This window comes from Paenibacillus residui, from assembly GCF_042677205.1.
In the GTDB taxonomy this organism is placed as follows: domain Bacteria; phylum Bacillota; class Bacilli; order Paenibacillales; family NBRC-103111; genus Paenibacillus_L; species Paenibacillus_L residui.
This window is the reverse complement of the sequence record NZ_JBHTIU010000043.1, coordinates 1-22033: the sequence shown is the minus strand read 5'-3', so window position 1 is coordinate 22033 and position 22033 is coordinate 1. Positions and strand designations below refer to the sequence as shown.

The window sequence follows — 22033 nt, the reverse complement described above, 5'->3', positions numbered from 1 at the left end:
GCTTGGCACAATATAGAATAAAAACGCTTTCTTCACTACTATAGCAGAAATTGCCTTGAAAAAACTATCCTATGACATTCAATCGGACACAAAAATCCGGCTCTTGACCACTTTCCCGTTCCGGTTCCTCGGCAGCTTGTCTACAACGCTCCACTTTCTTGGGCGTTTGTATGGTGCGAGCTTGGAAGCGCAGTGCCGCCTGACAAGCGCGAGGTCACCTTCCGGCCGCAGTACGATCACAGCGTGGATGATTTCGCCTCTCTGCCCGTCTTCTTCCGGTATAACAGCCGCCTCCGCCACCCCTTCTATATCCATTAGAGCGGCTTCTACCTCCGCGGCATAGACCAGGCTTCCCCCGGTTTTGATCACATCCCGCTCCCGTCCGGTCAACACGATATTTCCATCCTTCCGGCAATACCCGAGATCATGGGAAGTTACCCATTCCCCTATCCAGCAATCTTCTGTCAAAGCTTCTTCCCCGGCATAGCCTTCGAACGCTTGGTCAGTGCGGACATAGAGCTTGCCCGGCCGGCCTTCCTCAGCCTCGATGCGGTGACCGCCGGCGTCCATAAAGGCGATCTCCACCCCCGGGAAGGGAGCCCCTACCGAATCAGGAGCCCGCTCCGCCTCTTCCGGACGGAGATAGGTCACATACCCCATTTCGGATGAACCGTAATATTCGTACAAAGAGCTCTCGCCAAAGCACCGCCGGAAGCTTGCTCTCTGGGCAGCGGAGAGCTTGGTTCCTACGGATATGACCGTTCTCGGCATCCTCCCCGACAGCGATTCCGGTATCCGGCTATCCGCATAGCGGATTAGTGAATCGAGTAACGCCGGGATAATGGTTACGCAGGTCGCATTATGAGCTAGAAGCCCTCCGGGCGAATAGCTCTCCATCAGGATGACCTCCGCGCCGGTTGCCAGCCCATGAATGGCCGGATACAGCTGTGCGGAATAAGACATCGGGAGAGGCACGGCAATCCGCTCGCTGCCGGTCAATCCGAACGCTTCTGTCCAGCCTTCCAGACTGCAGGTCCAGGAACGATGGCTTTTCACATAGCCTTTGGGCTCACCGGTAGAACCTGATGTGTACCCGATGAGGAACAGGTCTCTGACAGAAGCGGCCTGCCGCAGGGGCAGACGGGGGCTTGGCTTGTTCCCCGGCCAACGAAGCTCCTCGTCCATCCCCAACAGCCACTGCGGCCCGATCTTGTCGAACAGCCTGGTCCGCTCCTCCACAGTCGTCTCCGGATGAAGCAGCAGCACGATACCGCCAAGCATCATGACAGCCAGCACGTCTGTCAGCCAAGCGATGCTGTTGGGCATCTGCAGCGCAAATATTTCCGTTTCCCCGGTCCCCGCCCCCATTGCCTTCAGCTCGTCCACTCTATACAGTACCTGTTCCATAAATTCCTTGTAAGTAAACCGCTGCTTCGAATCGGCCACTGCCCAACGATCCGGCGTAAGTGCAGCCTGTTTAATTATCATTTCTTCAATTCGCATTTGGTGCTCCTTATATGGAATCAAACGATTTCGATCCTTTGGTTTACATAATAAATGTTATGTTAACTGAATGTCAGAACTATTGATATCTTGTATTTCTATAAATCAGCAGAGAATATGTCCATACTTTTCATTCGAACCGGACAATAGTAAAGTAATGCTGCCACACCCCCCAGTATATCGCTGAAATCCTCCTTTTTCCACCTCGGTTGTCCCGTTTTTATTAAAAGCTCCTGAGGATTATTTTCGCAGATGAATACCTATGTATTAAAGTAAGGTTTTATGTCCGTTAGATTCTTTCTTTGCCCCCTATTCACGCTGTAAAGAAATTTAAGATTACAAAAATAAAGCGCAGGCTGAAATAATGATTTATTATAATAAATTAGCGGGGAACGATATGAGGAAGGAGTGGTGGGACATAAATCTTTGCTCATCAAGAAGGACCCAATATAGATCAGCTTCGCTCTGCGCGGAGACAGATCGACAGGGCAAGACCAGCTTATGACAAAGGAGCACTTTCATGATTGCTAAGAATAGTAAAATTGGCTTTGTAGTGGCCGGGCTTCTGCTCGGTATTCTGATGGCGGCGATGGATAATACCATTGTGGCCGCTGCCATGGGGACCATTGTCTCCGATCTAGGCGGATTCGATAAAATCGTCTGGGTGACTTCCTCTTATATGGTAGCGACGATGGCGGGCACCCCCATCTTCGGAAAGTTGTCCGACATGTATGGCCGCAAACGCTTCTTCATGTTCGGTATGCTCGTTTTTCTGCTCGGTTCCGTACTATGCGGGACAGCGCAAACGATCGAGCAGCTCAGCATTTACCGTGCCATTCAAGGAATCGGCGGAGGAGCGCTGATGCCCATCGCCTTTACCGTCGTATTTGATATTTTTCCTCCGGAAAAAAGAGGGAAAATCAGCGGCCTGTTCGGCGCCGTATTCGGAATATCCAGTATATTCGGCCCTCTGTTGGGAGCATACATCACTGAATACATAAACTGGCACTGGATTTTCTATATCAACCTGCCTATAGGCGTTGTGGCACTTGCTTTTATTTCCTTCTTTTATCATGAGTCCTTGGCAAAATCGAAACAAAAAATTGACTGGTGGGGCGCTGCTACACTAGTGACAGCCGTTGTCAGCCTAATGTTCGCGCTCGAGCTGGGCGGTCAGCACTATGCATGGAATTCCGCCGTCATCATCGGTCTTTTTTCCGCCTTTGCCATCCTGTTTGCCGTTTTTCTATATGTTGAGACGAAAGCCGCGGAGCCGATCCTTTCGTTCAGCATGTTTCGTAAAAGGCTGTTCGCCGCAAGTAACGCGGTAGCGCTATTCTATGGGGCTACTTTTATCGTGGCCACCATCTATATCCCGATCTTCGTACAGGGCGTCTTCGGCGGATCGGCGACCCATTCCGGGCTCATTCTGATGCCGATGATGATCGGATCGGTTTTCGGCAGCCAAATCGGAGGGTTTCTAACGACGCGAACCAGCTACCGGAACATTATGATTTTCTCGGGAATTTGCTTCCTCCTCGGAATTTTCCTGCTGTCTACTTTATCAACCGAGGTGGCCCGGTCTACTCTAACGGTGTATATGATTATTACGGGGTTTGGGGTAGGATTTAACTTCTCGGTATTAAGCATGGCAGCCATTCACAACTTTGATATGCGGCAGCGGGGTTCAGCTACTTCGACTCTTACCTTCATGCGTTCTCTCGGGATGACGCTCGGCATCACTATTTTCGGCATTATTCAGCGGAACCTGTTTACCAACGGGCTTGGCAAGGAATTTGCCGGTGCCGGAGGGGCGCCTCCGATCGACATCGGCGATCCGCGCGATATGCTATCCCCGGATAAGCGTGCGCTAATCCCGCCAGAGCTGCTGGACAAAATAACGGAGCTGCTGTCCTCCTCCATCGCTCAAACCTTCATGTGGGCCCTGATTACAGCGGGCCTGGCGTTCTTCTTCATCTTCACAATGACTGGGGAACGGGTACAAACAGCAGCTAAGCAACTAAGTACAGCGGCCAAGAGGCAATGAGGAAAAAGAAAAATCCTCCGAAGTTTTCTTCGGAGGATTTTTTGCCGTTGAGATTATCCTTCCAGCAGCAGAGATTCCGGATCTTCCAGAAGCTCCTTGACGGTTACCAGGAAGCGGACAGCTTCGCTGCCGTCTACAATCCGGTGATCGTAGGACAAGGCAATGTACATCATCGGACGGTTTTCCATCCGCTCTTCGTCAATGGCAACCGGACGCCATTGGATTTTATGCATTCCGAGAATCCCTACCTGCGGCGTATTCAGAATAGGTGTTGACAAGAGGGAACCGAAAACTCCGCCATTCGTTATCGTGAACGTTCCGCCCGACAGATCGGACAGCGACAACGCATTGTTGCGGGCCTTACTTGCCAAATCAGCAATCTCTCTCTCTATTTCAGCGAAGCTTAGACGATCTGCATCCCGCACTACCGGAACGACCAGACCTTCCTTGGCGGCTACGGCAATTCCGATATCATAATACTTCTTGGCCAAAATTTCTTCGCCGACAATTTCTGCGTTCAACAGCGGGAAGGCTTTGAGCGCCCCTACGACTGCTTTAGTGAAGAAGGACATGAAGCCAAGACCAACATCATGCTTCTCCTTGAACTTATCTTTACGGCGCTTACGCACGTCAAGAATTGCCGTCATATCCACTTCGTTGAAGGTGGTCAGCATCGCGGCCGTTCTCTGAGCTTCCACGAGACGGTTAGCGATGGTTACGCGGCGGCGGGACATCCGAATTCGTTCAACGGGCTTGGCCGGATTCACGTCAATAGGCGCCGCAGGCTGAGCCGCTTGCGGACGATTGGCTGCAGCCTGTGCAGGAGCGGAAGGGGCTCCGGCCACATGGGATTGCACATCGCCAGGATAGATTCTTCCGCTCGGGTCTGCCGACTGCACTTGGCGCAAGTCGATACCGCGCTCTCTGGCCAGCTTTCTAGCTGCCGGAGTAGCGGTAACCGAGGAACCGGCATCGTCCGCATCGGCTTTAATAGCTGCCGCAGGAGCCGGAGCGGCCGCTTGGGCCGGTGCACTTTCCTTGGCGGGCGCCGCAGGCGCTGCTTCTTCAGGTGCCTTCTGCTGGGCACCGGCTGCAGCAGATGCCGCTCCGATAATTCCGATCACTTCACCTACCTGAACGGTATCCCCTTCTTGTCTGCGAATCTCCGTAAGCACTCCGTCTTGCTCAGCCGTAATTTCCAGATTGACTTTATCGGTTTCCAGTTCAAGCAGCAAATCTCCCTGGCTGACCGTTTCTCCCTCTTTCTTGATCCACTTCGCAATCGTTCCTTCAGATATGGATTCTCCAATTTCTGGTACTATGATTTCACTCACAGCCGTATCCTCCCTGCTTTATTAGTTTTCAAAGAAGCTGCGATTCAATGCATTCGAGATCAGCCGCTGCTGTTCCATATTATGAACGTCCTGATAACCGCTCGCAGGACTGGAGCGATCCGGACGGCCGATATAACGAACCTTTACTTTATCGGGTGCCACATCTCTGATGCGGGGATCCATGTAGCTCCATGCCCCCATATTCCGCGGTTCCTCTTGAACCCAGACAATTTCCTTCAGTTTGGGGAAGCGCTGGATCACGGCCTCGATTTCTTCCCCGGCAAACGGATAAAGCTGTTCCACACGAACGATATGCAGCCAGTCGAAGTCTTGATTTTCCTTCTCCGCATCCAATGCCTCTTCCAGGTCGATGGCGACTTTACCGGTGCACAGAATCAAGCGCTCCACCTTCTTGGACTGGGCGCCCAAACCAGGCTGCTCCAAGATCGGACGGAAGGCTCCTTCGCTGAACTCCGTACCGGAAGAAGCTACCCGAGGATTCCGGATCAGACTCTTCGGCGCCATCAGAACCAGCGGTCTTGCCGCATCCGTTCCGGCTATTGCCGCCTGCTTGCGCAGAAGGTGGAAATATTGAGCCGCGCTGGACAAATAAGCGACCGTCCAGTTCTCATCACCGGCAAGCTGCAGGAAACGTTCCAGACGCGCGCTCGAATGCTCCGGTCCCTGTCCTTCGTAGCCATGAGGCAGCAGCATCGCCAGGCTCGATCTTTGGAGCCACTTCTCGCGTCCGGCAGCGATAAACTGGTCGATAATGACTTGAGCGGCGTTGGCGAAATCGCCAAATTGCGCCTCCCAAAGCACGAACGTCTCCGGAGCGAACACATTATAGCCATACTCGAAGCCGAGCACAGATGCTTCGGACAGCGGGCTGTTATAGATGGCGAACGAAGCTTTGGCCTGCGGCAGGCGGTGCAAAGGCGAGAATTTCTGACCGGTCTCGGTATCGTGCAGCACGAGATGGCGATGGGCGAAAGTTCCCCGCTCCGAATCCTGTCCGCTAATACGGATTGGCTTTCCTTCGGCTAGAATCGTTGCAAAGGCCAAAGTTTCGGCAAGAGCCCAGTCAACCTTCTCCCCTTCTTCCAAAGCATTCGCCCGTCTTTCCAAAATCCGTTTAAGCTTGGGATAAACGTTAAAGTTTTCAGGCCATTTGAGCAGGTCTCTATTGATTTCCTTCAGCTGATCCATGGGAACGGCCGTATTGATTTCCGGTTTATCCGTATGAACAATCAGCCCGTTGGGCGGATTGCTGGAAGCCCGTCCGTTGTTTTCCTTCATTTCATCATAAGCTTCCTTCAGCCGTGCCGCAGCTTCCTGCCTCATCTGCTCCGGAAGCTCCTTGGGGATGATCCCCTCTTCCACAAGCTTGTCTCCGTACAGCTTGCTGCAGGTTGGATGGTTCCGTACCTTATGGTAGGTAAGCGGCTGGGTCATTTCCGGATCATCCGATTCGTTATGCCCGTATCGGCGGTAACCGATCAAATCAATCAAGAAATCCTTCTTAAACAAATTACGGTATTCGCAAGCCAGGCGCACCGCTCTGATACATGCCTCCGGGTCATCGGCGTTAACGTGCACGATCGGGATCTCATATCCCTTGGCTAAATCACTTGCATAATGGGTCGAACGGGAATCAGAGCTTTCCGTTGTAAATCCAAGACGGTTATTAACGATAATATGAATAGTTCCGCCGTTGCGGTAGCCTTGAAGCTTATTGAAGTTCAGCGTTTCCGCCACGATTCCTTCCCCGGCAAAAGCGGCGTCCCCGTGCATCAGCACTGCGGCAGCCTTGCTTTCATCCTGCTTCGGATAACCGGCTTCTCCGCGGTCATCCTGGGCGGCGCGGGTGAAGCCCTCCACTACCGGATTGACAAATTCCAGATGGCTTGGGTTATTGGCCAAGGTTAGGCGGATTGGCGGCAGTTCGCCCTCCACTACAGAACGGTCGGCACCCAAATGATATTTAACATCGCCGGACCAACCGAAGTTAATTCCCATCGATCCTTCCGAAGGAATCATGTCCTTGTTAGGAGAATGATGGAACTCCGAGAAGATCTTGCTGTAAGGTTTACCCAATACGTGGGCCAGAACGTTCAAGCGCCCCCGGTGAGCCATCCCCATCAGAATGTGCTGACATCCTTCCCGGGCCACCATGCGGACAACTTCATCAAGCATCGGAATCAGAACATCATTGCCTTCCACGGAAAAGCGCTTCTGACCGACGAACGTCCGGTGCAGGAAAGCTTCGAACTGCTCCACTTGGGTGAGACGGTTTAGCAATTCCTTCCGCTCTTCTATCGAAAGAGGCGTTCCCGACAATGCTTCGGTTTCGACACGCTTGTTGAGCCAATCCCTTTCCCGCTGCTCGTGAACATGGCTGAATTCGTAAGCGGTAGTCTTGGTATAAATTTGTTGGAGCTGCTTGATGGCATCCCATCCGGTGACGGCATTCCCCGGAGCGTTCTCCCAGATTAAAGAAGCGGGAAACGCCAACAAGTCGTCTTTGCTTAATTGATATGTTTCCGGCTCAAGAAGCCGGGTATCCGCAGTGAACCCTAACCCAAGCGGATCCAGATCCGCGGCCAGATGCCCATATGTTCGGATATTCCATACCAATTTTTCAGCAGCGACGACTTTTTTCAACATATTTTCATTAATTTCAACATTAGGAACCGGGGCCTGCACATTTTCCGTTCCGGCATTCCACGAAGCCGGAGGAGCGCCCCAGATGGCAAACAGTTCTCTGAACGTCGGTTCCACGGATTCGGGATCGGCGATGTATTTCTCATACTGTTCATTGATGTAGCCCAGGTTAGGGCCGTAATAAGTTTGCCAAGGATTTAGCTTGGTCATTTCCCCAATCGACATTGAAGGTAACCTCCCCTTGCATGTTCATGATGGCCATAGGTAAGTTATTTGTTCGTTAACGCGCTGCCTCTTCGAGGCCTCTGACTGATTATGGGGAAATCTGTCTTCCTTTTTCCCCTGTAGTTAAGTAATATTCCCTGTTTAAGGCTGTCATATAATCTAAGATGTAACATAAGTCCTACCTACTACTATAAACCTTGTTCACAAAAATATTAAATATTGATTAAGGATTATATCGTTCTCAATTTGAGATGGATTCGACCTCCCTATTCCTAATCAGAAATAATCGGCGATCCTTAAATAATAATTGAGCGGAGCCGCTGTTCTCCCTCGGACATACCAAAAAAGACCGGATGAAAAAAATAATGACCGATCTCTATATGGCATACTTTTAATTTGCCAAGGGAAAATTTCTTTCCTAGATGAAAAATTAACGTCATACGAGAACAGGTTATCGAGGAGTACATACCTTCGCGGTATAGCGTCATCCGGTATCCACAGTCCCCCACGGCTTATTGCCGGTTAAACAAACCAGTCTGAAAAGCACTGGGTCCAAGACAATAATCGACAAGCTCGACGGCTTGTCCCATACCGGCCCAAGACAATCACCAGCGGGCAGTTTTACCCCTGTTTTCATTCGACATCTATACTTTACCATACTACAGAGCCATTGTTAAGCTGATTGTAAAAAATAATTCATAATTCTGTCGAAATTCTTCTTTTTTTGTCGGGTAACCGTTATCTGGCGGCTGAGGGGCAAAATTAGTTGCCAAATAAATGGATCTCATGATATATTAGGTCATACTTAAATAAATTAGGTGTTGCCTAAATTTACTTGGAGAGGAGCTCTGCCATGCTGGTGTGGATGTTAAGAGAAGTGATGGCCGCAAGAGGAGTTTGGACCGGAGCGGCACTGGCCCGGCTGCTGGAGGATAAGGCGGGATACCGTTTATCTCCCCCATCCATAAGCGCCTTGCTGAACGGCCAGCCTAAACAAATGAAAGCCGATACGCTGGACGCTCTGTGCACCGCCTTGGATTGCACCCCCGGCGAATTGTGGGTTCATACCCCTTCAATTATTAAAGGAGCTTAATGCCTAAGAAAGGATGGTAAGAACCGATGGCTGTCAAGACGATTCTTCCCTTCGGAGAGGAAATATTAAGGAAAAAGGCCAAGCCGGTAACCGAGTTCAACGATAAATTATTCAAACTGCTGGATGATATGGTGGATACGCTGTATGGCGCCGAAGGCCGGGCCGGATTGGCGGCTCCGCAAATCGGCATTTTGAGAAGAGTGGTCGTCATGGATTGCGGGGACGGTTTGATCGAGTTGATCAATCCGGAAATTATTGCAGCCGAGGGAGAGCAAACAGGCCCGGAAGCCTGCTTGTCCTATCCGGGTTATACCGGCATCGTCAAAAGGGCAAATTATGTAAAGGTGAGAAGCCAGAACAGGCAGGGAGAATGGTTCGTACTCGAAGGAGAAGGCTATCTTGCCCGATGCATTCAGCACGAGACAGATCATCTGGACGGAGTGCTGTTCATTGACCATGTAGAAGGAAACTCCCTCTATGACGACCGCAGCGGGCGAAGCATTAATGTGCTGAGTGCCCTTCGTTTGGCAAATCAGGGGATGTAAGCTCTATGTCCGCGCTTGAAATCAAGCGGTTGAATATGTTCATTCAGCAATGATCTTCAGAAGCTGCCGGACGGAGATTTCTATATACTCTTGTCTGGCCTTCCCGCCTTCCATAAATCGGTCTACCGTAAGAAAATGAAAAACCATCGCTGTTTGCAGATTGCGGACAGCGATCGATAGCTCCCGGCGCCCGATCCGAACCTTCGGCTCCAGAAACGTTACAAGCAGCTCCGCCCCTCTGCCGATAATCTCCTGTATCTTCCGGCGGATATCGTCATTCCGTTGTGCCTCCCCGAAGCACATGACAATCAAATCCTGCGATTCGTCGAGACTGCGAAACAGCGATTGGAAGTAAATCGTCAGATTATGCTCTAAGGGCTGGTTTGAATCCAATCGGCTGACGGTTTCCTCCAGGGAATGAAGAAGCGTATATTTGTCAAAAATAGCCCACAGCAAATCTTCCTTGGATTGAAAATAATGATAGATCAATCCGTCGGTCACTCCCGCTTCTTTCGCTATGTCCTTCGTTGTGCTCTCCTTGAATCCTTTGCGGGAAAATGTCCGAAGGGCGGCATCGATCAATTTATTCTTCGTCTCCAGCGCCTTCTGCTGCCGGTTAGTGCGTGTTTCCATAGGTCTCTCCTTTGTCTGTCCTTTATTGCGGCCACTTCTTTTAATTAAGTACTTACTGAACACAAGCCATATTTGCCATCATTTGTTCTGTCAATGATGCTTACCGAACTCGCTTTGTCCTGGACGAAAGCAGATATTTGCTGCGCCACCCCGGAAACGGAGATGATGTCCGCAAGCAAGTCATGTAAGCCTTCACAAGTCCATGACCATTAAATGCTGTTGGTACCGTTCCTTAAATCCGGCCTCCTTGAGCATATCGATTAAATCCGGATTAGAACCCGACAAATTGGCCGTGGTCCGGCTGCAGTCAAGCTCCTTCGGTCCAAACACCGCCTTTAGCGCCATGCGAAAAAGCTCCGTGCGATCCACGCGGCCGGGGGCGGCCTCACATTGATAGAGAACGATCGACTTGATCATGCCCTCATCGCTGTAATTTCTTTTGAACAGGGCATAGGCCGCAGGTTCTCCATCGGCGGCTCTGATGATCAGCGACTCCCCTTCCGCCATATTCTGCCACTGGCATTCCCATGCTGCTATTTCCCGGTAATAGGGAATATCTTTCACGGTACGGGGAGCCCCATATTGCAGCTTGAAGCCGGAACATTCGCCGGCCTTGAAGGCCTCAGGCTCCAAAGCTCCGTCCCTGGTCAATCCGATCAGCCGGTCCGCTATATGGAATCCTCCCTTTTCATAAGCCGAGAGGGCGCGGGAATTCTGAACGAGCACTTCCAAATAGGCGCGATCGACTTCCTGCTCCGTGAGAAGAGTTTTGACTTCCTGCATCAACGCTGTAGAAAGCCCGTATCCGCGATACTCGGGAATCACTCCCGTTCCGCCGTTCCAGGCGGCTTTCAGCCCATTTAACATTTTAACCGCCAGGAAGACAAAACCGACCGGATGGCCGTCCGCGCATGCGACCAGAGAAAGCTCCGGGCGTATACCGTTAACCGCAAACGAGCGGAGCAATTGATCCATCGTTACGGTTACATCAAAATAATACCCTTCAAAACCGCGATTTCGCAGCCTTAATGCTTGTTCAAAGGTGCACTGGCCCAGACGGATAAAGCTAAATTGTTTTCTTTCATCCACTTCCGCTCGCCCCTTCTCTACCGGTTTTTCAGAAAATAAACCAAACAAGCAGAAAGCCGACAAGCCCGCCTATGGCCGAGCTAAGAGCATTGACCGCATCGTTCGTCATGAATGTCCATCCCCGGATTGGCTCTGCCGCAGCTTGACAATGCTCGCTCTTCTCCAACTCCTTGCCGCATATACGGCAGCGGTACATGACCTGTACGACGGCTCCCAGCCAGGAATCGGCCAGGGAACCGGCCAAACCTCCCAGTAAACCTATAAGCAGCGAATACAGCCCATATGGATCTGCCAAGAAAACGCCGCCCGCCGCCGGCTGAACTTGAAACAGCAGCCAGGCGATCCCGCCGATGAACAAACCGCCGGCTGCCGAAGCTCCGAGTCCCAGCAAGGTCACGCCGCCGGAAGTCCCTGCCTCAACCCTGCGCCCATTCACGATGGAACGGGGCCGGCTCCTGCTTAATCCTCCTACCTCCGTCGCCCACGTATCGGCGGTTACAGAAGCGATAACTCCTATGTATACTCCCCACCAAGCCGGGTGGGGCCATATCGCGTGAGCGACGCAAAGCAGCAAGCCGAGCCCTCCGTTGGCGATCACCTGACCGGCATCTCTTCTCCCCGTCTTTGCATATCCGCTTTCAGCGTTTTCTTTCCTGCGGCTCTTCCACTTGGACAATAGTGAGGAGGAGACGAAGAAAGCGATCAAGGCGCCGTACCAGGGCAAGCTGCCGACAGAATATAGAGCCGTGCCGAGCAAGACCGCGGCAATCAGTCCGGAAGCGGACAACGATTTTTTCCAATATGCCGCCCCGGCGATGAGCAGACTTCCGGCCAAGCCTATCCACCATTGCCCCATAAGCGCCCTCCCTTCTTCCTTGCCGAGTTTCGGTTTTTACGGCAGCAGCGCTGCTATTTCCCTGCCGAAAGCAATGGTTATACGTTGAATTATATCAAACCATGGCCCGCTATAGTTACAGGATTATATCCCGTCTTTATTTTATCTCGAACGGTTTAGACAATGCTATCTTGTCAGGATCAGCCCGGTATGGAAATATCCGCTTGCGCCCGGTTCTTCTTCCTCGCTTCCACTGCTTGAACCCATACATAAACGATAAGGAACAGAATCATGAAGCCCGCCGAATATCGATACATCATGGCATACCCGGTCACTGACGAAATGGCTCCCAGAATCAATGCTCCCGCGGCCACCCCCAGATCGGTCGCATTATAGAACATGCTGTTGGCCATGCCATGCTGCTCCTGGGGAGACACCCGAATCATCCAGGCTTGGATGGTCGGTTGGATAGCTCCGAAACCGAGCCCATACAGCAGCGCGGATACGATCAAGAGAGGCAAGGATGCGGCAAAGGACAGAACCGTCAAGCTTGCAACGACACATAATGCCGCTGGGATCAAAACGGCGGCATGCCCTTTCGTATCGAACACTCTTCCGGATACCGGCCGAATAATAATGATGGTAATCGCGTTAAACAAAAAAAACAGCCCGACCTGTTCGAGATGCACCGATTCCCCATATAAAGCGATAAAGCTTAGCAGCCCGCTATAGGTCACTGCCAGGATGATATTGAGCATTGCCGGAAACAATAATTTGCGGTTGAAGGCCGGTTTGTTCCCCGCTTTCTTGCCTGCGGATTTGGGGGCAGGCTGTTTCTTGTCCGGCGGCAGAGAACGGGTAATTAGCAGGAGCGGAAAAATCAGGAGCACAGCAGCCGTACCGGCCATTGCCAGCGCAGGGAATCCCAAATAATTCATTATGTTCAAGCCGATCATCGGCCCAACAGACATCGCCAGACTGGTGGACAGTCCGAAATAACCAATCCCTTCCCCCATTCTTTGGATGGGGATAATTTGCGAAACCAGCGTCGGAATAATTGTACTCGCCATCCCGAATCCGATTCCGTAGGCCATCCTCATTACAAGCAGCGAGCCTATGGAGTCGGCCAGGACGTATATTCCGGTGGTGATGGCGGCTACAGCCAGCCCGACATACAGGATCACATTGCGGGGTACGACTCGCATAAGAGCCGCTGTCATAAACCGGGTGGCTATCGCCGAAGCGGCAAACAGACTGGTAACCAGACTGACAGCCAAATCCCCCGCTTGAAACTCATTCTTTGCATAAGCCGGGAATGAGGAAAGCAGCATTTGCAAGTTTAAAAATACAAGAAACGAACAAATAGTTAATGATATAAATGATTTCGTCCATAGCTTCGTAGGTTGGTCAGTATTCATTGTCCATCTCTCTCCTGATCTTTGGAGGTTAGTTCATTATTCGCATAGCTGAGTATACGGAGAATAAGCTTCATAAGAATTTCATACTCCTCTTCGGACATACATTCTTTAATGTCATTAACAAGTTGCCTCTCAATCGGTTCCGTCTCCTGAATCAGGCTTCTTCCTTTATCGGTAATGTGGACCACAAACGAGCGGCGGTCTTCCGTGCCCGTCTTTTTATAAATCAGACCCTTCGTCTCCAGATGATCGAGAATGCGGGTAGTGGTAGGCTTATCCTTGCCCGAGCGCTGAGCAATCTCTTTCTGAATCAGGCCGTCTACCCGGCTAATCAAGTATAGAACCGACCATTGTTCGGGGGTGATATCGAAATTCTTCAGCCGATTCTGCAATACGAGCGCGAGTTTCCGATGTGTAATGCCCATAATAAAGCCTATGGAATGATCCAGGGCAATTTCTTGCACAGTCATGTTTTTGCCGCTCCCTTATATTAGTTGTCTAAACAACTATATACCGAACAACCATCAATGTCAATGAAAATGACATCTCCGGCTTACAAGAAATCGAAGCCCGTTCTAGTCATTTTTCGGCCCCCCCTAGACTTCTGCCCAATGGAGCGTGATGAGCAGGGAAACCACACGCTACATCCCCGGTCGGTAAGATCGTCGTAAAGACGAGCAAAAGTGCATTAAAATCCTGCCATTTTCTAAAAAGAGGGCCAAAGACGCTCAAATGTGCAGGTCTTTTTGACCAAATGTGGCCATTTCGCAAAAATCGCTCCAAAGACCTGCACTATCGCTCTAGAATTAGGCATTTCGCGACTTTTTCCAAAAAAGACCTGCACTATCGCTTTAGAATTAGGTATCGCGCGGCTTTTTCCCCTAAAAGACCTGCACTATCGCTTTAGAATTAGGTATCGCGCGGCTTTTTCCCCTAAAAGACCTGCAGTTTTGTTTGTCTTTTACCCGATCCGGCGGATGACCGGGCTATCCCGAAAGAGTTCACATCATACGAGAGTCCCCGGTGCTGAAAATCGCAAACTGGATTTTAGGAAAGCCCTCTGATTAAAAGAGGCACTTTCAGCTAAAACGTCCGATTTTAAATATGAAAAAAAACGCTTTGCAGCGTTTTGAGATGGTTTAATGAACCGGGACCTTTATTTCCTCCCGTGATTTTGCCGTTCCTGTCCCTGGTGCTTATTTCGGTTTAGTTCCGTATTCCTTTATCGGTTGCGATAAGCGTCTCCTCTTGTCCGTCCCGGTCGATTCGATATGTCTTAAGGTCTGCCTTACTTTCATAGTAAATATAGTTCCCGTCGAAAGTAAAGGTTAGGACGGTTTTATCCGTTATCTTACGAATTGAAAAATCACGCAAATTCATGGCATAGATTTTTTGCTTATCTTTGCGATTGATATAAAGCAGTTCCGTATCGGTCAACACAAAATATTCCGTTATAAGATCAGGAATAACCGTTTCTGAATCGGTCTTCGTATCGTACTTGGCCACCTCGGATTTGTCATTGACATAATAAATATTTCGGCCGTCAAAAGCGACACTTCTCATCACCCGCGATTGGACGATAACACTCACGTTGCCCGTTAGTTTACTTACCCGCCTGATCTCCCCCTCGCCGATTAGGTAGATGCTGCGCTCGTCCATAAAAAAAGAGTCTACTGTCATGAAGAAAACTTCATCGGACACGGAGGTTTTATTCAGCCCCAAAAAATGATCTCTATCTGCGTTCAGGTTTTTTTCGAAAACAATTCTCTCCTCAAAGGTCGCCGTATCTACTTCTATAATCGAAAATCGGTCAACCGTTTCCCGAAGCTTTGACTTGTCAAAATCATACTTCATGTAGTAAACAAGCGAACCGTTGCCGTAAATAACATCTCTGACCTTGGTGGATGATTGCAGCGGGTTTCGGATCAAGTTTTCTTGCTCCCCGGTTTCCTTATCCTCGAACATAATCGTTTCATCTGCATAAAACCGATAGCGCTCATTCTCAAACGACCTTTTGGAAGAGGAGTTATAAATATCATAGTTCCCCTCTTCTCCATTAGAGGCGCAGCCGGATAACGCGGATGCGGCCAAACTAAGGATGAGCGTAAGACCGACCGGCCTCAGCCGGTGACTTCGTTGGCCGGCTCCCCATACATTCCTATGCCGAAACATGATTCCAATAAACATGCCAATACCGATGCACAACGTAACGGCAAACAACAGGATCCACGCCGCGCCGGAAACTTCCTGAAATACGACGTCCTTCTGCTCCGTATAGATGTTGTACTCATACTCGTTCCCTCGGAAGAATCCCGTGGAAATCATAAACCCGAGCGGCCCCGGCAACCAGTATTTCGAGGATTCCAGGCGGAATCCGAAATAGGGGAGCAGGACCACGGCAGTGCTGGCGAATAGGGTCAGCGCGTATTTCTTTATATATACCGCAGCAAACATAATGAGCATGGCAAAGCTTAGATAGCCGAACAGCTTACACACCGCCAACCATACAAATGTGTCGAACAGCGTGACATCCTTGGAAGACGTTCCAAAATAGGACAAGCTTTGCAGCGTATAACTTCCATTATCCAAGCCGTATTTGAAATGAAAGAAACCGTATCTTAAGCCCTCGGTGAATAGACAGAGCACGGCAACGGTTGCCAGCACAAGACCTATCTTAGTGACAGCCTGAACCCTTGTTCCTTTCTTGACGGTAAGGATGAGCGGATCCATCTTGCTTTCAAACTCGTAGCAAAACACCGGAGCCACGAGTACGAGCAGCAATAAAAGAAAGAACAAATCCAGGCTGTCATGCGACAGAAGCCCGTCCCAGCCGTTCGTATACAGAAAATACCGGTTGTCCGGCTGCTCGCGAATATACGAATATTGGTCAAAAACAAGGTTAAAGCCTCTTTCATTCCGGACGATGTCCTCCAGCGGACGGGTTATGGCCACCAGTTCATCCTCCGCAAGGTTCCTGTCATAATGATCGTCGTATGCTTTTCGCAAGGCGACGTTTGCGTCGGAAATTCGACGGGATTCATCCGTCAAGAACCGTTCGCTTTCCTCCGAGGATGGACCGCGGACTTGATCCAGGTAATAAAAATACTGCGGAGCATTCAATTCCACATCCGGGTTGACGGGCGTGTCGAAAGCAATCAGGGCCGCCGTGCTGATAACGAAATACAATCCGATGAACAGCAGGCCCTTCTGATAGAAAAACATTTTTTTCATCTCATAAATCCACAAGGACACGCTTCTTCCCCCCTTTTCCGGATTGAGCATTCTTGCGGACCAGCATCGCAATGGCCACAATACATACCGTCCCCCAGACGGCCGCAAACAAGAGGGCCGACAGATAGCTGTACACAGGATAACCAAACAGATTGACAAATTCCGTCTTGCGAAACAGCTCCCGATTGACGACCAGCACAAACGGGTTGATCACTTTGAACAGCACGTGTCCGGAGCCCATGTACGCTTCCTCCATATAGATCAATCCGAAGGCGGAGAACAGGCTGATAATAAAAGGCAGCAGGGCATTTTTAAACAGGCAGGAAACTAGCAGAAACGTCAGGCCGAGCACGAGAATTCCCGCCGTTTTCACCAAGCCGGACAGCAGGGCGTATTGGCCCAGGCTCACAGCAATCGATGAGTTTGCGAAATTCTCGACGGCGTACAGAGGAGAGGAAGCTGCTTCCAGAGAACCGAAGATCCCGGAAAATGCCGTGAAATCAATCAGCCAGAACCAGGAGCAGACGATACATATGAAGATGGCAGAAGCGGCAAGCTTGGCGATAACCGTTCGTCTTCCCCCTGCCTTCGTAGTCAATAAGAGGGTATCCATCTCCGTTTCCTTCTCGGTTACAAATACGCTCATTAAGCCGTACAGACAAATCAGCAAAACTAGAAACGCGGAAAAATCATAATGCAAGTAATATTGGTACATTTCCGTATAGGAAAAGTGGGATATAGCCCGTTCTTTAAAAAGCTCCGCAATGGCGGCATTCTTTCGGTATTCGTACCCATTGCCGACCGATTCATAAAAATCCATATTATCCTTGGCCGCAGTCACAATATCGTTAGCATGATTTCTGTACATATAGGCATACTTCATGGGCTTCACAAAGCACCAATCGAAGAAAAGGCGGTCGTTGTAGACATTTCCGGTGTAGGTATCGGGGTTATCCGTTCGCGTGCTTGCCGTACGATCGGCCGTTTGTTTCTCAAGAGGTCCATATATGGCCATGAGCCGTCCGATTTTTTCATCCGTTATTTTTCCTCCGAAGTCCTCGTACATCTCCCAATAGAGTTCCTTCCACTCGGGGCCAGAATAGTTTTTGGAAAGCAGCGAGTTCCCATCGTACACGCTGTATATTTTGGCAACGCTCAGGATGGAGAAAAGCAGCACGGCCAGAAGAACGGACGTTTTCAGGAAATGCTTGCGGCATTCATAAACGATTAGTTTTACCATTGCTCGCCCTCTCCGAAATAGTATAAGAAAACATCCTCCAAATTCGCCTGCACATGGACAGCATGGGGATCCGGCTGCTCGTCGGCAATCACCCTTAACAGAATTTTCTCCTGGTCCCGCATCATATTGCTGATTTTAAGGCGTTTCAGCTTGTCATCGACCGTCGCATCCGTCGCCGTTACATTCCAAACCTTCCCCTCCATTCCCCTCATTAGGGCCTGCGGCGTATCCTGCTTCACCAACTGGCCGTCCTTGAGCAGGATCACCTGATTGGCAATAAATTCAATATCGGAGACAATATGCGTAGCGAGCAATACGATTCGGTTCTCGGCAAATTTGGCAATCAGGTTGCGGAACCGGATCCTTTCCTGCGGGTCAAGTCCGGCTGTAGGCTCGTCCAGTATCAGAATATCCGGGTCGCCGAGCATTGCCTGTGCAATTCCGACACGCTGGCGCATTCCGCCGGATAGCGCTCCGATCTTTTTATTATGGGCACTGCTCAAATTGACGATCTCCAGCAATTCCCTGGCCCTCTTCTCGCCCTTTTCCATGGGAATATCTTTAAGCACACACATATACCGCAAGAAATCGATCACTTCAAAGTTTTTGTAAAACTGCGGATACTGCGGCAAATAACCGATATGGGACAGAAAGTCTATTCCCAAGCCCCGCACATCCTCGCCATTGATCAATATTTGCCCCTCATCGCTTTTCAAAATGCCGACAAAGATGTTAATCAGCGTCGTTTTTCCCGCACCGTTCGCCCCCAGCAAACCATAAATCCCGTTCTCCAGCTCGGACGTAAAGTTTTTCAGCGCATACTTGCCTTTATACTGCTTGGAAATTCCTTTGAAGGTTACTTTCACCCATCCGTTCCTCCTATGAAACAAAGCAGCTTTCTTCTTCTAAGAACAATTGGGACTTAAAAGAAGAAAGCGCCCGGTTTTCAAAATTAAAACTGACTGATCACCACTTTGGTTTCAATATCCGCCTGTGTTGATCCCAATAGCACAATGCAAGTCCTTATATCGTCGATCACCTTGATTTTCGGATCTCTGGCCATATAGAGCTCCTTCCCGTCACTCGAGACGAGCTGCTCCGCTTCCAGCTTACCGGTTTCCGTATGATATACCCGAATTTTCCATCCGGTGCCGTTCTTGTCTGCAAGCGAAGTGGCGAAATAGCGTCCCGAATCGGAGCCCGTTACAAATCCGCTTTCGCCCTTCTCCGTCAACGTATGAAGCTTCGTTGTCCCGCCGGGAGTATCCATAACCAGAATTTTTCCTGATGGAACCGTAAAATCCTCCGCCAAGAATAGCACCTTGTTGTAAGCCGTCAGTTCCTTGCATATGTAATTGTCGAAGGTCCGATTGGATAGTGCGGAGCCATCCGTGTTGACTGTACCGCACGTATCGAAAGAAGGCTTGCCGGGGATAGCGGGGACATCCAAGCTCTGCGCCTTGAAAGCAATAGTCTTGTCCTCGTTCGTGAACCCGATTTGCTCAATCGTGGCAAGGCCGGAGCGCCCCTTATAATCTTCAGAGAGCAAATCGATGACCGTTGTCCTCTTATCCTTTCTAAAATCATATAGATATAGGCCGGATAATGTTGCATAAGCTGCCTGGTTTCCATCGGAAGAAAACGAAAACGAGTCGGTAGACAATACGTCATCGCCATCAAGCAATGAATTGAAATGGAATTCGGATTGTTTATTCAGCTCCCGGTCATAGAAGACGGCGCTGTAGGCCATCCCTTCGTTTGTCGTCAACATACTCCCGTTGCTTTTGCCGGTACTGATTTTTACCCCGACCGCAACGTACCCGCTGTCAATCACCCAGTAATTTTCTCCCTCGAATGCTTCTCGCGGGGCTTCCGCCACAACATTCCCCGTGCCCAGGTCATATAAATACAGCTTGTCGGCCGATATGAGCACCTTATTGCCATCTGCGTAATGAATGCTCTTGATGTCGCCTTGGATCTTCTCCAATTTCAATTTGGAAACGACGGGAGTCGCCGCCATATCGGGTGCGTCTGTTTTATTGTTAGCCTGGCTTTCCGTACGGGGAGACGGATCTATCGAACGTTCTGAATTCGCATTGATTTGTGCGCATCCCGCAGCTAATAATACGGATAGAAGTAATATGACGATCAACAGCTTCTTATTCATAGGCCGCTTGGTCTCCATTCATTTATATAATAAGATGGACGCTGTTTTTTCCAAGACAACGACATCATCTGGGAAATCGGCGGCATTCACCGGAACCGAAACGACATAAAACGTATTGAGTTCCTCCAGTTTCCCTAAATCGATATCCGCGTCGATCACTGCCGCCTCGCCCTTGGCGAGTACCGTTTCAAAAGTGCTTCCTTCCTTGCCGATTAAAGGTTTATGATTGATGTAGAACGTATTTCTATACCTCACTCCGGGATGGCCGAATATTTGAAAGGTGACATGAAGGGTGCCGCTGTCCTTCACCTGGAGATTGTCGACCTTCGACAGAACCGCCCCGTCAAAATACAAACGGCTGAATACATTTTTCTCCAGAGTCTCCGAATCTATCGTTACAAAACCGCCCTGGGTTTCCATCATCTCTTTCGTGATCAGTTCGGCCGACAGGCGAACATCACTTAAATATTCGTTATGCGGGATAGAGGAAACATCGAGAGCCTCCGCGTCTTTGTCAAAAACAAGGGAAAACATCGATTCCAACGTATCGTGATAGCTTCCATAAGAACTCGTTTCTTTCATGTCCGGTATAAATGCCGGATTATATACGCTGGCAATGCTGACGCTCAAGGTCTCCCCCTGCTTGCCGGTGACCGGGGTGAAGATAAAGGAGAAAGGCGTCTGCACGTCATCCCCCTCCAGCTCAAAGATGTGCATATACTCATAAGGAGCATCGGCAGTATTAATTTTATAAGGCTGCGGGATTCCGTCTACGAAGACAAGAAAGCCGACATTTTTCGCCTTTCCGGCTGCATTTACGGTATAATCTAACTTTAATTCGCCGCCGCTATAGCGCAAGGGAAGTCTCGCGCCCGTTTCATCTAATTCCGGATTGGCCAGTCCATGACCAATATGGCCCAAAACAACGGTATCCTTGTCATCCAGTTCAAATGGATTGGAATCGGTATTGCTGATGTCGCTCGATCCATCCTCCCCGGCATTTTTAGTTGAACAGCCGGCTGCCAGCATGACAACGGCGACTAAAGCTACTACCAGCCTAAATATCCATGTCTTTTGCACATTGTCAACCCTTTCGAATTTCCTTCTACGCAGTCTTTCTCAATCCTTTACTAAATTAAAGACACCGGGCTCGGAAGACGGGTCTTGCTTAACCGTATTCGGGTTAACCTCGACTATACTCGCAGAATCATCGGCAGAAGTGTCACGCACAGGAGCGGGCTCCCCTTTGCCCTCAATTAAACGCGTCGAGGCGCCATTCATGGAAGCTTCAGGTCCAGGTGCCGCTCCGCTTGGCCCTGCTACCAGATTATCCTGTGTGGATTGAAACATCTTCGGTCCTTGAACCGATGCGTCATCCCCGGAAGCCCTTCCTTCCTCCAAGCTTTCCTTTGGAGCACCTGACAAGCTGCCGTTCACTGACGGATCGGGCTCCGATCCTTCCCCTTCTACTTCTCCATCCAAACCCGTCGGTGAAGTGGAACCTGTAAGCGGAGGATCCGGACGTTCCTTTTCCACCCCTACCTCCGCATCGGATGCTGTCAGGGGGGTCACGGTGTCGGAATTCTCCATGTTCAGCTTCAGCACAATCCCCGTGCTTAGCGTTGCTATAACGATGACGGCCACAATGGATATCCCCCATTTCTTGCTTCGGGAATCCATGATGGACAAAATTCTGTTCTTCATACCCTGTTTACCTCCGTAGAAATTAGTTGAGAACACGGTTTGCATCCGGGACTGCTTTCTAATCAGTCCGATAATGGTTTCAACATATCGCTGCCGGCCGTTCCTGTCCGTATTTTTGACCACTTCTTCGTCGCAGGAGATTTCACATTGGACGGAGATTTCTCTTGCCATCATATAGACGAACGGATTGAACCAGTGCAGGGCGGTCGCCAGAAACACAAGCGTTTTGTACCAAACATCGATAGTGTAAAATCTCTGTGGGTGTAGGAATTGGAAAAAGCGGATATAGAAAAAGAGCTTCTCCC

The 22033-nt window shown here is 50.0% G+C and carries 17 protein-coding genes; 3 read left to right on the top strand and 14 right to left on the bottom strand.

Going from position 1 to position 22033, the window contains the following annotated elements:
- Window positions 1-78 precede the first annotated feature (78 nt).
- Window positions 79-1503, bottom strand: a complete 1425-nt coding sequence (locus tag ACFQ03_RS14235) for a class I adenylate-forming enzyme family protein (protein ID WP_379288927.1) — start codon at window positions 1501-1503, stop codon at window positions 79-81.
- 520 nt (window positions 1504-2023) lie between these two features.
- Here ACFQ03_RS14235 and ACFQ03_RS14230 point away from each other — a divergent pair.
- Entirely contained in the window at window positions 2024-3550 is a 1527-nt protein-coding gene (locus ACFQ03_RS14230; RefSeq protein WP_379288925.1) for an MDR family MFS transporter, read from the top strand.
- Window positions 3551-3603: 53 nt separating this feature from the next.
- On the opposite strand, the gene odhB is transcribed toward ACFQ03_RS14230, so the two are convergent.
- Window positions 3604-4884, bottom strand: coding sequence for a 2-oxoglutarate dehydrogenase complex dihydrolipoyllysine-residue succinyltransferase (gene odhB, locus ACFQ03_RS14225; RefSeq protein ID WP_144933743.1), 1281 nt, complete (start codon window positions 4882-4884; stop codon window positions 3604-3606).
- A 21-nt stretch (window positions 4885-4905) separates the two neighbouring features.
- A complete protein-coding gene (locus tag ACFQ03_RS14220) occupies window positions 4906-7773 on the bottom strand; it encodes a 2-oxoglutarate dehydrogenase E1 component (protein ID WP_144933742.1) in 2868 nt (955 codons plus the stop codon).
- A gap of 853 nt (window positions 7774-8626) precedes the next feature.
- On the opposite strand from ACFQ03_RS14220, the gene ACFQ03_RS14215 reads away from it, so the two are divergent.
- Window positions 8627-8866, top strand: coding sequence for a helix-turn-helix domain-containing protein (locus ACFQ03_RS14215; RefSeq protein ID WP_144933741.1), 240 nt, complete (start codon window positions 8627-8629; stop codon window positions 8864-8866).
- A gap of 26 nt (window positions 8867-8892) precedes the next feature.
- Window positions 8893-9411 carry a peptide deformylase gene (gene def, locus ACFQ03_RS14210; protein WP_144933740.1) on the top strand — a complete coding sequence of 173 codons (519 nt, stop codon included), beginning with the start codon at window positions 8893-8895 and terminating at the stop codon, window positions 9409-9411.
- Window positions 9412-9450: 39 nt separating this feature from the next.
- Here the strand turns inward: def and ACFQ03_RS14205 are convergent, their stop codons facing one another.
- From ACFQ03_RS14205 to ACFQ03_RS14155, 11 genes are all read right to left on the bottom strand, one after another.
- On the bottom strand, window positions 9451-10044 hold the full coding sequence (locus ACFQ03_RS14205; RefSeq protein WP_144933739.1) for a TetR/AcrR family transcriptional regulator: 594 nt from the start codon (window positions 10042-10044) through the stop codon (window positions 9451-9453).
- A gap of 192 nt (window positions 10045-10236) precedes the next feature.
- Window positions 10237-11133 carry a GNAT family N-acetyltransferase gene (locus ACFQ03_RS14200; protein WP_144933738.1) on the bottom strand — a complete coding sequence of 299 codons (897 nt, stop codon included), beginning with the start codon at window positions 11131-11133 and terminating at the stop codon, window positions 10237-10239.
- A gap of 28 nt (window positions 11134-11161) precedes the next feature.
- On the bottom strand, window positions 11162-11989 hold the full coding sequence (locus ACFQ03_RS14195; protein WP_379288921.1) for a DUF92 domain-containing protein: 828 nt from the start codon (window positions 11987-11989) through the stop codon (window positions 11162-11164).
- A gap of 179 nt (window positions 11990-12168) precedes the next feature.
- Entirely contained in the window at window positions 12169-13386 is a 1218-nt protein-coding gene (locus ACFQ03_RS14190; protein WP_144933736.1) for an MFS transporter, read from the bottom strand.
- Window positions 13383-13856 carry a MarR family winged helix-turn-helix transcriptional regulator gene (locus ACFQ03_RS14185; RefSeq protein ID WP_144933735.1) on the bottom strand — a complete coding sequence of 158 codons (474 nt, stop codon included), beginning with the start codon at window positions 13854-13856 and terminating at the stop codon, window positions 13383-13385. Before ACFQ03_RS14185 ends, ACFQ03_RS14190 begins: the two co-directional genes overlap by 4 nt.
- Before the next feature lie 736 nt (window positions 13857-14592).
- A complete protein-coding gene (locus ACFQ03_RS14180) occupies window positions 14593-16638 on the bottom strand; it encodes a DUF5050 domain-containing protein (RefSeq protein ID WP_379288918.1) in 2046 nt (681 codons plus the stop codon).
- Window positions 16619-17857, bottom strand: a complete 1239-nt coding sequence (locus ACFQ03_RS14175; protein ID WP_379288916.1) for an ABC transporter permease — start codon at window positions 17855-17857, stop codon at window positions 16619-16621. The genes ACFQ03_RS14180 and ACFQ03_RS14175 overlap by 20 nt, the downstream gene beginning before the upstream one ends.
- Window positions 17851-18723 (bottom strand): ABC transporter ATP-binding protein, encoded by an 873-nt coding sequence (locus ACFQ03_RS14170; RefSeq protein WP_379288914.1) that lies wholly within the window; start codon window positions 18721-18723, stop codon window positions 17851-17853. The genes ACFQ03_RS14175 and ACFQ03_RS14170 overlap by 7 nt, the downstream gene beginning before the upstream one ends.
- Before the next feature lie 86 nt (window positions 18724-18809).
- Window positions 18810-20024, bottom strand: a complete 1215-nt coding sequence (locus ACFQ03_RS14165; RefSeq protein WP_379288912.1) for a transcriptional regulator — start codon at window positions 20022-20024, stop codon at window positions 18810-18812.
- 18 nt (window positions 20025-20042) lie between these two features.
- Complete coding sequence (locus ACFQ03_RS14160; RefSeq protein WP_379288910.1) at window positions 20043-21104, bottom strand: beta-glucanase/beta-glucan synthetase; 1062 nt, start codon at window positions 21102-21104, stop codon at window positions 20043-20045.
- A gap of 39 nt (window positions 21105-21143) precedes the next feature.
- On the bottom strand, window positions 21144-22033 hold an 890-nt coding region (locus tag ACFQ03_RS14155), incomplete at its 5' end, for a M56 family metallopeptidase (protein WP_379288908.1).

What these genes read in the sequence shown, in the direction of transcription:
- ACFQ03_RS14230 (WP_379288925.1), top strand. Translation starts at nt 2,024, where the DNA reads ATGATTGCTAAGAATAGTAAAATTGGCTTTGTAGTGGCCGGGCTTCTG.
- ACFQ03_RS14235 (WP_379288927.1), bottom strand. Translation starts at nt 1,503, where the DNA reads ATGCGAATTGAAGAAATGATAATTAAACAGGCTGCACTTACGCCGGAT.
- ACFQ03_RS14190 (WP_144933736.1), bottom strand. Translation starts at nt 13,386, where the DNA reads ATGAATACTGACCAACCTACGAAGCTATGGACGAAATCATTTATATCA.
- ACFQ03_RS14215 (WP_144933741.1), top strand. Translation starts at nt 8,627, where the DNA reads ATGCTGGTGTGGATGTTAAGAGAAGTGATGGCCGCAAGAGGAGTTTGG.
- ACFQ03_RS14165 (WP_379288912.1), bottom strand. Translation starts at nt 20,024, where the DNA reads ATGAATAAGAAGCTGTTGATCGTCATATTACTTCTATCCGTATTATTA.
- ACFQ03_RS14205 (WP_144933739.1), bottom strand. Translation starts at nt 10,044, where the DNA reads ATGGAAACACGCACTAACCGGCAGCAGAAGGCGCTGGAGACGAAGAAT.
- ACFQ03_RS14220 (WP_144933742.1), bottom strand. Translation starts at nt 7,773, where the DNA reads ATGTCGATTGGGGAAATGACCAAGCTAAATCCTTGGCAAACTTATTAC.
- def (WP_144933740.1), top strand. Translation starts at nt 8,893, where the DNA reads ATGGCTGTCAAGACGATTCTTCCCTTCGGAGAGGAAATATTAAGGAAA.
- ACFQ03_RS14175 (WP_379288916.1), bottom strand. Translation starts at nt 17,857, where the DNA reads ATGGTAAAACTAATCGTTTATGAATGCCGCAAGCATTTCCTGAAAACG.
- ACFQ03_RS14185 (WP_144933735.1), bottom strand. Translation starts at nt 13,856, where the DNA reads ATGACTGTGCAAGAAATTGCCCTGGATCATTCCATAGGCTTTATTATG.
- ACFQ03_RS14195 (WP_379288921.1), bottom strand. Translation starts at nt 11,989, where the DNA reads ATGGGGCAATGGTGGATAGGCTTGGCCGGAAGTCTGCTCATCGCCGGG.